Annotated in this window: 12 protein-coding genes and 1 pseudogene; 6 read left to right on the forward strand and 7 right to left on the reverse strand. The window is 69.4% G+C overall.

Translation table 11 applies throughout. The features are described 5' to 3' along the window. Window positions 1-164: 164 nt before the first annotated feature. Entirely contained in the window at window positions 165-1,883 is a 1,719-nt protein-coding gene (locus OG357_RS33820) for an RICIN domain-containing protein (RefSeq protein WP_329624728.1), read from the reverse strand. 247 nt (window positions 1,884-2,130) lie between these two features. Between OG357_RS33820 and OG357_RS33825 the strand changes: the two are divergent. The 4 genes and pseudogenes from OG357_RS33825 to OG357_RS33840 all read left to right on the forward strand — a co-directional run. Further along, a pseudogene (locus OG357_RS33825) lies at window positions 2,131-2,418 on the forward strand (HNH endonuclease); the annotation flags it as partial. A 221-nt stretch (window positions 2,419-2,639) separates the two neighbouring features. Beyond that, on the forward strand, window positions 2,640-3,182 hold the full coding sequence (locus OG357_RS33830; protein WP_329624729.1) for a matrixin family metalloprotease: 543 nt from the start codon (window positions 2,640-2,642) through the stop codon (window positions 3,180-3,182). Window positions 3,183-3,184: 2 nt separating this feature from the next. Then, window positions 3,185-3,763, forward strand: a complete 579-nt coding sequence (locus tag OG357_RS33835; protein ID WP_329624730.1) for a hypothetical protein — start codon at window positions 3,185-3,187, stop codon at window positions 3,761-3,763. Between the two features lie 393 nt (window positions 3,764-4,156). Then, a complete protein-coding gene (locus OG357_RS33840; RefSeq protein WP_329624731.1) occupies window positions 4,157-4,525 on the forward strand; it encodes a hypothetical protein in 369 nt (122 codons plus the stop codon). 373 nt (window positions 4,526-4,898) lie between these two features. On the opposite strand, the gene OG357_RS33845 is transcribed toward OG357_RS33840, so the two are convergent. The 5 genes from OG357_RS33845 to OG357_RS33865 all read right to left on the reverse strand — a co-directional run bounded on the left by OG357_RS33845 (window position 4,899) and on the right by OG357_RS33865 (window position 7,693). Next, the gene (locus tag OG357_RS33845; RefSeq protein WP_329624732.1) at window positions 4,899-5,177 is read right to left on the reverse strand and encodes a hypothetical protein; all 279 of its coding nucleotides are present in this window, start codon (window positions 5,175-5,177) and stop codon (window positions 4,899-4,901) included. Window positions 5,178-5,205: 28 nt separating this feature from the next. Next, on the reverse strand, window positions 5,206-5,412 hold the full coding sequence (locus OG357_RS33850; RefSeq protein ID WP_329624733.1) for a hypothetical protein: 207 nt from the start codon (window positions 5,410-5,412) through the stop codon (window positions 5,206-5,208). A gap of 781 nt (window positions 5,413-6,193) precedes the next feature. After that, the gene (locus OG357_RS33855; RefSeq protein ID WP_329624734.1) at window positions 6,194-6,559 is read right to left on the reverse strand and encodes a hypothetical protein; all 366 of its coding nucleotides are present in this window, start codon (window positions 6,557-6,559) and stop codon (window positions 6,194-6,196) included. A 347-nt stretch (window positions 6,560-6,906) separates the two neighbouring features. Next, the gene (locus OG357_RS33860) at window positions 6,907-7,065 is read right to left on the reverse strand and encodes a hypothetical protein (RefSeq protein WP_329624735.1); all 159 of its coding nucleotides are present in this window, start codon (window positions 7,063-7,065) and stop codon (window positions 6,907-6,909) included. A 121-nt stretch (window positions 7,066-7,186) separates the two neighbouring features. Further along, complete coding sequence (locus OG357_RS33865; protein ID WP_329624736.1) at window positions 7,187-7,693, reverse strand: hypothetical protein; 507 nt, start codon at window positions 7,691-7,693, stop codon at window positions 7,187-7,189. 310 nt (window positions 7,694-8,003) lie between these two features. On the opposite strand from OG357_RS33865, the gene OG357_RS33870 reads away from it, so the two are divergent. Both OG357_RS33870 and OG357_RS33875 read left to right on the forward strand, forming a co-directional pair. Continuing rightward, window positions 8,004-9,185, forward strand: coding sequence for a hypothetical protein (locus OG357_RS33870; RefSeq protein WP_329624737.1), 1,182 nt, complete (start codon window positions 8,004-8,006; stop codon window positions 9,183-9,185). Window positions 9,186-9,660: 475 nt separating this feature from the next. Next, complete coding sequence (locus OG357_RS33875; protein WP_329624738.1) at window positions 9,661-11,355, forward strand: alpha/beta fold hydrolase; 1,695 nt, start codon at window positions 9,661-9,663, stop codon at window positions 11,353-11,355. Between the two features lie 790 nt (window positions 11,356-12,145). Here the strand turns inward: OG357_RS33875 and OG357_RS33880 are convergent. Beyond that, window positions 12,146-12,304 carry a hypothetical protein gene (locus OG357_RS33880; RefSeq protein ID WP_329624739.1) on the reverse strand — a complete coding sequence of 53 codons (159 nt, stop codon included), beginning with the start codon at window positions 12,302-12,304 and terminating at the stop codon, window positions 12,146-12,148. Between the last annotated feature and the right edge of the window lie 43 nt (window positions 12,305-12,347).

Raw genomic sequence — 12,347 nt, forward strand, 5'->3', positions numbered from 1 at the left:
CTGGTGCCGACGGAGACGGCGGACGAACCCGTACGGGGTGCGTCCCTCCTCCTCCCAGTCTGCGCGTCCTGCCCCGTGATCACGAAGGGGCCGGCCCCGGCGCGGGCCGGCCCCTTGGCGGTGTCCGGGGAGTGGGTGCGGGGCTCGGAAGTCCCGGTGCGGGGCTAGAAGCCCTTCACCACCCAGTCCTGGACGTCAGGGGTGGGGCTGCCCTGGGTCCATAGGGTCAGCCAGACGCCGTTGCCGAAGGAGTTGCCCTTCGGCGTGATGGCCTTGCCGTAGGCGTTCACGGCGCTGCCGTCGGCCGAGGGGGAGAACCGCTGGACGTCGCTGGAGGGGTTGCACGTCCACAGGGTCAGGAGCGCGCCGTTGGTGTTCGCGCCGTTCGCCTCGGGGGTGATGCACTTGCCGCTCGCCTTGTGGACGATCAGGCCGTTCTCGTACTTCCAGCGCTGGGCGTCCGCTCCCGTGCAGGTCCACACCGTGATCGGCGTGCCGTTGGCGGTGCCGTTGCCCTGGGGTGTCGCGCAGACGGAGCCCGCCTGGTGGAAGTTGGTGAGCCAGCTCCAGCCGTCGACGGGCTTGCCGGCGTCGGGCTCGATGTTGAACACGACCCTGCGCGGTCCGCTGGAGTCCACGAGCGCCTCGTTGGCGCCCCACAGCCGCTTGGCGAGGGGGTCCCAGGACAGGCCCTGGGTCAGCTGCGGCGCCTGGGTGAGGACGTGCGGTGCTTCGTTGGGCTTGGCCACGTGGATGCAGGAGTAGAGCTCGGTGCCGCCCGGCCAGTACGTCGGGCAGGTACCGCTCATGTAGTAGTTGGTGCCGTCCGTGGCCGTGCCCTGGATGCCCCATACGGGAGAGGTGTAGCCCGTGGTCTCCGAGGCCACTGTGGTGGGAAGGCCGGTGCCGAGGGCCGACAGGGGCCAGCGGACGATGCGGGCACCCGCGCCGTTCCGGTTCTCCACCGAGACCAGGGCCGGCGTCGCGCCGGAACGGTCGACGCTCAGGCTGCTCAGGCACAGCTCCTGGTTGACGCCCGGACCGCAGGCACGGGGGCTGTTGTTGACCCAGGCCGTGGAGACGTTGTCGACCGCGGCGGTGCTGATGGTGCTGTAGCGGGCGACGAGCGGCATGGCCCAGAGGTGGAACCGGGCGGAGGTCTTGCCCGCGTTCAGGCGGGTGAGGGCGCTCGTGGTGTCGTTCATGCGCCACATGCGAGTCAGGTCGAAGACCTGGAGCTCCGCACCGTTGGCGACGAACAGCCGGTTGCCGTACCAGGCGACGCCGTCCGAGTGCGAGGTGTACTCAAGGGGCTTGAAGTTGCCGCTGACCGGCTCCACGAGCGCGATGTGCCCGTACTTGACCTGGCCGCCGGTCGACTCCGTGATCGTGACCCGCGCGTAGTCCTCGACGGTCTCCGACGGCTTCCGGTCCTTGACCCACGTGCCGTGGTACCAGGCGGTGGCGGTGAGGGAGCGGCCCGCATACAGCCCGTCGGCGGTGGCGGCATGCGAACCCGCGAAGCCCTGCGGCATCCAGCCGCCGCCGCCGTCCGCGTAGTTGGACCGGTCGTCCTCGTCGTCCCAGCAGAACCCGTCGGGCTTGAGGGCGCCGTTCAGTCCGGTGGCGTGACACAGTCCCGGACGTCCCGTACGGGTGCCCAGGACGTCGGTGACGGACGCCTTGGCGACTCCGGCGGCCTCGGCGGAGTCGATGAGGCCCGTCTTGTCCCCGTCCACGCGGGTGAGCTTGAAGTTCGCGGTGAACGGGTCCAGACCCGAGGCGGCCTGGGCGGGCTGAGCGGGAAGCAGGACTGAGGCGGCCACGGCCGCGCCGAGTGCGAACTGGGCAAGGCGATTTCTTCGCCCGAACATGAGTTTCATTCGGGCAGGCTAAGCGCCTCCGTTCGTCCATGATCATCTTCTTCACCGGGTCTTCACGCAGGTCACAGGGTCTGCCCAGGCGTCGCGATGGATGTCCGGCAGTACATCCAACGGGCGGGAGCGGCCGTTGGCGGATCGACCATTCAGCGTCGGATTCCGTGTCGCTGCTCAGCGGAAGAGTTTGATCCAGCTCAAGGCCCCCGGATCCGGCTCGAATATCGCACGGTTCGAATGACGCTCCCTGCCGGCTGGGGCCTCGAACTGGGATGCAAAGCGTCGGGAGGCGTACGCGGACGACCGGGACGCGGCCACCTCGCTCGTCGCCGTCACCGCCCGTACGAACCGGTCGAGGGCCGACCGGGACCCGCGGGGGTGGATGCCGCCGCTCCCCGACGCGCACTGCCGGTACGTCTCCGAGTGGGTCGCCACCAAGCTTCGCTGGGGCCTTGCCGCCGACCAGGGCGAGGCCGATGCCCTGACCGTGTACGCCGAGGCCTGCGAGACCACGATCGTCCACTACACCCCCGCCCCGTAACCAGCGGCCCCCGTACACGCCTCCTCGGTCGAGCGGTGCGGGCTTCGCGCCCTCGAACGCACCGCTCACGCTTCCGTGCGCCGCTCACCGCGAAGGTGACGTCGATGCCGGTCCCGCTACGGCGCGGGGCCGGCGCGCCCTACCGTCGACCACCGACCCCGAGGAACCGTCCTGCCGATGACCAGCTCGCTGCGTGTTCTGCCCGCGCTCACCGCCGCCACGTGCATCGCCATCACGGTGACGACCGTCTCCTAGGCCGTCCCGGTCACCGCCACGCGGCCGAAAGCACGGAGCCGTGCATCCGCGGGGAGGCGGAGGGCAGAGCCGAGTCGTCCGTCGACGATGGGGAGATCCGGTACACCGAGGCGACGAAGTACGACACGGCCCGCAAGCACGCGCAGACGGTGTGGCAGGCCACACCACTGTCGAAAGTCAAACTCCGAGGCGACACGGCGACCACGGTGAACGACCTGGAATGGCGGGACTACAAAAAGGAGGACGGGCACGGCGGCTACCACCACCGCCGCAGCGGGGTCGCGGAGACCGACTACATCTACCTGAACAAGCAGTACCTCGACCCGCTCGGCGCGCTCCACAAGATCGGCTTCCAGCAGTCCGTCGCCGCACACGAGCTCGGGCACGCGCTCGGCCTGTGCCACAAGGGCGACCGGCACTTCTCCCTCATGTGGACAAGCGTGTCGAACCCACCTGTCACCGAACCCACCAAGGTCGACAAGGCCGGCTACAAGAAGATCTGGGGCTGATCGTGAAGCACAAGCGGACCACCCTGACCATCCTGGCCGCCGCCGCGGTCCTCACCACCGCCGGCGCAGCCTGGTACACCACCCTCGACACCCCCACCGGCAGCGGGCCACCTGCCGAAGCGCATCGCTTGTGTCTGCCCGCGACCGATACCGACGAGGACAAGGCCGGCTACGCCCAGACGATCGCGCTGGTCACCGTCGACCGCACGGTCGAGTACCGCGAGGGAGACGAAGCGGCGGGCGGAGCACTGCTGTCGAAGGTCACGGTCGCCCAGCGGCTCAAGGGAAGCCCGCCCACGACGATGACCATCGGGCAGTCCGTCCTCCGTCAGGCCGGCGGTGGATACACGAAGACGAAGCCGTCCTACCTGCCGCTCGAGCCCGGTCACCGCTACGTCGTCGGGACCGTCCCCGATCCGGCGTACGGCGACGGCTGGATCTGGTTCGCTACCGCCGCCGACAACGACCTGACCGCGGCCACCACCCGCTGGACGCGCGCCGTCGACCGGCAGGTCGCCCCACACCCCGACCCCGCCTGCAACGACGTCATCAACGACAGTCCCAGCCCCGCCACCCCCTGAAAGCCGTGCCCATGCGGGCTCGCGCGATTCCGGAAGCGACTGTGGCCCCATACCGAGGTGTAGGGCCACACAGGGGGCGTTCCAACGACCAATCGGTTCGGCCTCCCACGGCTCACCGCAGCGGCGCCGCCTCCGCGCCGGGGCCGGAGTTCAACCCTCCCGGGCACGATCCACCTGCTACGCGACGCGGACGAGCTACAGGGTCACGCCGACGGTGACGGGGCTCATTGACGAGGGCGATCCCGAAGGAGCGGCGGCGACACACACGCCGCATGGGAACAGCGCCCGCACTGAGGCTGGGTTGACGAGCAGCACTGGCTGCAGAGATGACAAGGCGCGCCTGCCTCTCCGTGGTCCCGTACCGACGGGTGTCGGACAGGGAGCATGGCGGGCATGACCACTGAGCATCCCGCCGAGCGGGGCGGCACGGGGCGCGACCGGTTCGCTGCCTTCTCCGAGCGGGCATCGAACGTCACCAGCTCGCCGCTGTTCTATGCCCTGTGTGTGTTCCTGGTCCTCGGCACCGTCGCCCTCCACCTCGTGCACCCGCCGCTGTCCTGGCTGATCTTCGCCGGGGATGTCATGACGTCGGTCAACCTCCTCTTGCTTGCCCTGCTGAAGAACACCGAACGGCGTGACACACACGCCGTTCAGCGCAAGCTGGACGCCATCGCTGCGGCACTGCTCGAGCAGCGCGAGGGCACGAGCCACGCAGCCGCTGACAAGCTGCGGCAGGCCATCCGCATGGAGGAGGAACAGTGAGGGCTAGACGAGGGTTACCAGCGCTGCCAGGCCGCGGCACTGCCAGAGGTTCAGGCCGGTGGTGGTGATGTCGCTGAGGGCCATGTCCCGAGGTTCTCCAGGGGCGAGGGGAGGCGTTGTGCGGTTCAGGGTCCGGCGATGAGCCACAGGACCAGGGCAGCGTCGAGCTCGCGGTCGTACCCGTAGCGACGGAGACACCGCGGCCGCCGGTCTGCTCGGGCAGCACTTCAACGACCAGGTTGTCGGTGCCGGGCAGCGGCCGCCCCTGCCCGGGCTGCCCCTCAAGGGCGCGGCGCACAGTCTCGACCGCGGTCTGCTCTCGCGCGGTGAGCTCGGTGAGGATCTTCTCGGCGGCGTCGGAGTGAAACGCGGGTCACCGGGCGCCGACCCCGCCGAGCTTCCGGCGCAGCTTGGCCCCCACGTCCTCGTTGGTGCGGGCGATCGCGGCCGCCTCGTCGCGGCGGAGCAGGACGCGGTGCCGGTACGCCTGAACGAGCTCGCGGACGCGGGTCAGGTCGTCCAGGTCGACGGTGGCGAGCTCGGCTTCGAATCGGGTCGGGTCGACCGCGATCGCGTTCAAGGCCGTGTCCAGGCGGGCGGTCTGCTCGACGGTCAGGAAGCGGACCTGCGTCTCGGCCGGCTCGATGAACACGATCCTCGGGCCGCGGCCGCGGGAGTTCCTAGGCAACGTGCGGGGCCTCGTCACTCTGCTCCGGCAGCCCCTTCTCGGCCCGGATGTCGTCCCAGTCCCGGCACCGGTCCAGGTCGATCCCCTCGGCGGCGAGGTTCTCGAGTACGTAGGCGAGCGCGGGGTTCCCGGGGAACTCCGCGCGCGCTGCTTCGCGAAGCAGCTGCTGTTCGGCGGCGTCGAAGGTCAGATGCGCCATGAGGCCCAAGCACTGCGGCCCACTCGCGCTCTGGGGCCGAGGCCGACCGCATCCCAGCACACATGCCGGTGCCCTCGTCCAGAACGTGGCATGAGCGAGGGGCGGGCCGGCGCAGCACTCACCCGAAGGCGAGCCACCGCCGCCCACGGAGCTGTCTGTACTGGAAGATGCCGAGTTCGGGCGTCTCGAGGGCCGCTTCCCTGGCCGGGCGACGGCTGCGGAGATGCTCGCCGACGCTGGGTACACGTGGGACGACATCGGCCTCACCGCAGCGGACGGCATCCCCTCATGGCGTCGAGGCCCGAAAGAAGGCGAACTCGTCCTACCGGCTCGGGTCGAAGGCGCTGATGCGGGCGAGCTCGCCCCGGCGGTGGACTGGCTGGCCCGAAGCCCTGTCCGTTCAGGATTCGGCGGGCAGGAGCTGGACCAGGCCGACCCAGTTCTCCTCGTCCACCTTGGTCTGTGTGGCGCGGACCCTCCAGCGGCCGGCGGGCAGTGGGACCGATGCCTCGGCAGGCATCCCGTCGTCGGGGTGGCCAGCTCGGCGACGGCACCACCAACAGCAGCCCCACCCCCGTGACGACGCACACCAAACTGACCGGGCCCGACAAGCTCACCGCCCCTGTCGGAGGAGACTTCACCCTGGTCAACGAACTCCCCGCCCTTGTGTGCCCGATCCATCCGACCGCCGGGGCCACAAGAGCCGTCACTGCCGTGGCGGACCTGCTGTTCCCGGTCCTGGACGTCCTCGAGGAGCTGACCGTTCGCACCTCGTGGCCGGTCAGCGGATGCCCTGAAATCCCGGGCCCAGACCGCGCCTTCGAGGCCGTCCTCCGGTGCGCGGTCCGGGTACCCCGGGCACCGTCGCGGACGTCGACACCTCGCAATCCGCCTCAGGGTCGACCCGCAGGCCCAGGCGCCGGCGGGCCGTAGCCGTCGCGGCCGTCACCGCGGCCAGGACCTCGCGAACCTCCGGGTCGATCTGGGCGAGTGCGGCGGCCAGCGTGTCGATCGCGACCAGGGCGTCGTCGGCGGCCGCCACGCTCCAGCCGCACCCGGCCGTGGCGTCCGCGAGCTCGCACGCCGTCTCCGCGATCTGGTCCGCCTGCTCTTCGATCCCGGGCCCCGCCTGCTCCACCAGCTCCACGACGACTCCAACGCTGCCGGCTGCCCCCAGGACACTCACTGCCTGGCCGCCGGCCGACTTCGAACGTGCCCGTGTTCTCGTCGTCGGAGCCGGAAAAGACCGGCCCGACGCTCCATGACCACCGAGGCGGCCTGGCGACGGGTCCGCCCCGGGGAGAGCCTCGGACACGCGCCAGCTCGGCCGGCCCGTTGGGTCCAACGGGTTCGACCGGAGCTGGAATGTGCGGAATCAGGTGAGGCCGGCGGCGCTATCGTCCCAACCATCGTCGCGGCGTCATCGGTACGGCGCAGGCCCCGCGTTAATGGACGCGGGGCCTGCGCGGGCACGGGCGGTGCCCGGGGCGCCTGTCAGCGCGCGACGTTGGCGGGGTTCTCCTTGGCCGCCTTCCAGTTCGCGGTGGCCCTCTTGAAGCGTTCCTGGTGCGGGATGTCCGGGTGCTCCGCCTTGATCCGTTCCAGTTCCTGGATCATGTACTTGTTGAAGGGGGTGAGCTTCTTTGACCTCACGCCGCTGGCGCTCTTCGTTTTGCGGGGTGCCGCGGGCGTGTTCTGGGTCGTCCTCGTACGTGGTGGCACGTCTACCTCCGGTGTCTTCCTCGGTCGGGTGGTTCGGTCGGATCGCGTCGCGCTACAGCGACAGGTCCACGCGCAGGGCGCGGGCGCAGGCGGCCACGGCCTCGGCGGTGGCCTCCACCGTGTTCTTGCGGTCCTCGTCGTAGTAGCCGGCCACCACCATGTCGGGGAGCGCGGCCAGGACGATGCCCGACGTCTCGGCACGCAGGTACGTGAACGGCACCGCCCCGTCACCGCCGACGTCGACCGCGTCCCGCTTCGCGACCTCGTAGTCGACCCCGCCGACATTCACCACCGCGCCAGTCGCGTCGTCCTCGGCCACGGCGAACAGCGCCGCCACGTCGGTCTCGAACATGTCGGTGGCGTCGTCGTAGTTGTCGGCGTCCCGGATGCTGAGCGCCGCACCCAGGACCTCCTCGCCGTCCTCGTCGACGAGGTAGAGCCCCGCGGCACTCGGCGCGCGGCCGTCACCGTCGTTGAGCCCGTCCGGGTCCACCAGCCTGTCGAGGAGGTAGCTGTCCCACACCGTGTCGGTGTCGCCGTCGAAATCGATCTCGCTCAAGCCCGGTTCCCCTCATCGGCCCGGAACCCGGACACCCCAGGTCGCACGGTCCGTAATCCATCAGCTACGTAATGATCAACGAGATCATAAAACCCCCAATCATTGCCATGATCTCCAAAATCGCAAGAAAACCGCACGAACGGGTACGGCTGCAGATCTCCGTTTGACCTGGCCACTCGATCAGGCCAACGACGGCCCCAAGCGTGGGTCACAGCCGTGCCCGAGACCTGCGCGAACGTCGCACGTCCGGAGGCTGCCTGAGCCGGTGCGCCGCTCGTAACTCCTGCTGTCTGCGCACGTTGGGTGAGGCATGCCAACATCAGCGTCGAACGCGGCCAGCGCCGGTGCAGCCGCGGACAGGAAACCCGAGCAGCTCCCCTTCGTTCTCTCGCAGCAGCAAGGAGAAGCAGCCCGCACGCTGCTCTCCTACGTCGCTTCACTGCCTCTGCCTGGACCTGACGCGCAGCTCCTCGCGGTGGTGGTGGCCATCCGGGCGGCACGCGGAGGCGTCGGCAACATCACCGGCCAGGACCTGGCCGCACTGCGGTTGGGCGACGCCCGTGAAGCCGTGAACGCCCTGCGGGGTCTGGGGTGGCAACTGGCCGACACGGTCTTCAGCAGCGATCCCACCGCGCCGCCGACTCCCGTCACCGTCCCTGAGCTGGCCGACGGCGCCGGTCATCCCCTGCCGTTCGGGAAGCAGGCCCGCTCGCGCGTATCGGGATGGACCACGAAGACCCTGTCCGCCAAGCCGGTCAGGAAACTCCCGCCCGCCGCACGTCTGGCCGGCCTGTTCCTCGCCGCCCACAGCACCGCCCGGCTCCTCGGACCACCCCCGTCTCACCTGCCAGCAGCCTGCCGGCACGCCCTCCCCATGCTCCTGGAGAAGGGCTTCCTCACTGAACTGTCCGACGACCGCTACCGTCTCGACCCCCAGGTACGTCACCTCGCGGGCATGCGGCCCCCCACCGACGAAGAGAAGCGAGCGTTCCCCCACACTCCGGCCAAGGCGGCACGCGGGTTCCAGTTCAACGCTGACGCGTGGGCCCAGTGGAAAGACGCGGCGACCCCCGCCCTCCGGCGGCATGTCGAGAGCATCGAGACCTGCGGCCTGTGCGGGCTCACCCCGGCACTGGTCGCCGAGGCGTTCACGGTGCCTTCCCGTCCCCAGTTCATGTCGAAGCAGACCAAGAGCCTCTACGGGCAGTGGAAGGAAGGACATCCAGACCGAGGTCCGCAGGCAGCCGCGTTCACCGTGACCTTCCGCACCCAGCATGGCCACGGACCCTCGTTCCGCCAGCTCGGGCAAGGCATGGGCTGGGACGTCACCCACCAGCTTCGCGGATTCATCGTCCAACGGCTTCTGGCAAACGACTGGCTCACGAGTACCGGCACCGTGCCCTGGACGCTCCGTCCCGGAACGGCCGCACAAGACCACGGCATCACGCTGCCCAGAGCCCGCAGCGCAAAAGACCCCGCCCCCAGTCCCTAGGCGCGCGTACATCGTCATCGGAGCGCGGCCCGGTCAAGGGTTTGGAGGTGCTCTGGAAGTGATGCGTCGGCGGGCGACACACATAAAGAAAAAGCCGATAGGCCAGCGCAGATGCCGGACGGACCTGCGCCGCCAGCCAGCTGCCCGATCGCCTCGGATGGCCTACAACTCGATCTTCAGGAGGTTCAAGAACGCAGCTTGGATACGTACGAAGATGCGAGTGCGCGGACGCGGGCCGCAGGAACGTCACCGTCAAGGGCTTGGACGGCGCGCGTGAGCTCCCGGCTGGCGCCTTCGGCTGCGCCCGGCCATCTTCGGCCAACCTCCGGCCTGTTGTCCGCCTGAAGGTTTGCACGGCGCCCTTCATTCATTCGGGTGGGCCGGCGTGGAACGCCTCCCCGAGGTGATCTTGGCGATGTGAGTATGTATCCGGCACTTTGTCGCCATCCCTATTTCGCAGAAGGTGGGTACAGCCATGTCTGTTGACGGAACCCCTGAGACCTTTTTCGCGCTCGGCGCCGACGACCTCGCCAAGCTGGACGCGATCCGTGAGGCGCTGCTGGACCCGGCGCCGCGGCGGATCGGCCGTCTGGACCAGTGGGGTCTGGCCGACGAGTACGAGGTGTACGCGGAGACCGCCGCGTACTCGGAGGTCTCCCTCGCGATGGCGGACGGGACGGTCCTGGACGCGTCGCTGAGCGTCCCGAAGAACCTCGCCCCCGGGCAGACCTGCCCCGTGGTCGTCCTGCCCGCCCCCCTGATCAGCATCGGGCACCGGGCCTACCTCGGCATGATCTCCCGCTGGGCGAAGGGCGGCTACGTCGTCCTTGCCTACAGCCAGCGCGGTCTGGCCAAGTCCACGGGCGAGATCCACGTCGCCGGTCCGCAGGACGTCGCCGACGCCACCGAGGTGATCAACTGGCTGATCCAGCAGGACGGGGTCGACGCGGACCGGATCGGCTTCTTCGGCGCCTCCTACGGCGCCGGCACGAGCCTGCTCGCGGCCGCGAAGGACCAGCGGATCAAGGCCGTCGCGGGCGCCAGCGCCTGGACCGACCTGTTCGCCTCCCTCTACGAGAACGGCACCCGCCACCTCAAGGCGTTCGAGGCCCTCGTACAGCTCTTCGGCGAGGACCGGTGCTCGCAGGAGTTCCGCGAGATCATCCAGAAGATCCGCGCCAACACCATCGACGACCAGGTCAAGAAGTTCGCCGAGGCACGGTCGCCCAAGAACAACCTCAAGGCGTTCAACGACGCGGCAACGCCCATCCTCCTGACCACCACCTGGCACGAGACCATCTTCTCGGTACCCGCCGTCATCGACTTCCACAACCGTCTGACCGGACCCAAGACCCTCCTCGTCCAGGTCGGCGACCACGGCAACGCCGAACTCCCGGGCCTGATCGGCCTGTCCGCCAAGCCCACGGACATGACCTACCGCTGGATGGACCACCACCTCGGCGGCAGCGCCGGCGACGGGCTGACTCCACGGTTCGACGTCCGCTCGGAGTACATGTTCAACCCCCTTTCCGACCTCCGCCACGCCTCCTGGGCCGACTACGCCCTGCCGAAGAAGCGGTTCCACCTCGCCGACGCGGCTTCCGGGCAGAGCGACGGCCAGCTGGTCGAGGGCGCCGCGGCGGCGGGCTGGACCCGTTCGCTGAAGGCCACCGGCACGGGCACCGACATCGTCGTCGCCCCCCAGCTCATCCAGACCGGCCTGGCCGAACGCCTGGGCCTGCCCCACGTCTACAAGACGGCCGACATCGACCGCGGCCTCGCGGCGGTCTTCGCCACCGCGCCGCTGGAACAGGCCGCGCATGTACGGGGCGATCTGGAACTGCGGGTGACCGTGAAGCCGCAGCAGCCGGACGCCACGATCGTCGCCTACCTGCTGGACCACAACCCGGCCACCGGCAGGGCGCACATCGTCACCCACGCCCCCTACACCTTCACCGCCGACCAGGCGGGCCAGGCCACCACCGCGACCTTCCCCCTCCAGCCCGCCGACTACGTCCTGGCCAAGGGCCACCAGCTCCAGCTGGTCATCGACACCCACGACCCCTTCTTCACCGCACCCAACACCACCACCCCGGTGTTCACCATCGACATCACCTCCCCCAAGGGCACCGAGTCCTACCTCGACATCCCCCTCCACCCCGTCAACTGACTCCGCCCCCAGCACACCGGTGCGGCCCGCCCGAACACGAACGGGCCAGCCGCACCGTCATCGCCGACGGCCGTCGCGCTCCAGCCGTACCCTGCCGTGGCATCCGCGAGTTCGCACCCCGCCTCCGCCACCTGATCAGCCTGCGCCTGGTGCCACGCCCTGCCCACCTGCCACATAGTCCGGACCTCCCCCTGCTGCTCCCTCTGCTGTTCTTCACGCTCGTCGATGATGGGCCGCAACCGTTCGTCATGCGGAACATGCCGCACCTGCCCGACACGACTTCCGCCGATGACGACGCACTTCTGGCCACAGCCCGCCATGCAACGCGGACATGGCCTCGCAGTCCACTACGCCCTGCCAACCTGCTGATGCAGCGGCACACGCATTCCCGACCCGAGCGACGTGGGCGTCCGCGGCGGAAACGCACATACCGGAGACCTTCACCCCACAGCTCGACCTGGGCCTGCCGATGCTCCCCGACCTTGCCGATCTCGGCGGCCCTCTGAAACAGATGCTCGACATTGGACCTCAGGACCCATGGGTCCGTGTTCGCGGGCAGGCGGCTGATGTCATCGAGGAGAGCGTCCAGACGCTCCGTCGCGGCCGACACGACCGCGGCCAGGTAATCGGCGGCCGCACGGACAGCGTGCTCCTCCTCCTCGCTCCTGCCCGCTTTGCCAGCCGCTTTGACTTCCGGCAGGAGCGCTTTGACCCTCTTGGTCCTCCGGCCGGCCACGGCCTCGTCCAGGTCGCCAAACAGCTTCCGGCGGGTCTCGGCCCCCCTCTCCAGTCAGAGGAAAGCATTGCGCAGGGCGACGTCCAGCCGGTCCTGAAGGCGCGGGCTCACACCGGCCAGCTCGGCGATCTCACGACACACCGAATTCACCAGGTCTACGGACTCGGTCCGGCGGGCGTACAGCAGCCGACGCAGCAACACCTGCGCCTCCACGTCCTGCGTCGGCGCCTCCTGCTTTATGCCCGTGAACCATCGG

The sequence above is a fragment of the Streptomyces sp. NBC_01255 genome, from assembly GCF_036226445.1.
Classification (GTDB): Bacteria; Actinomycetota; Actinomycetes; order Streptomycetales; family Streptomycetaceae; genus Streptomyces.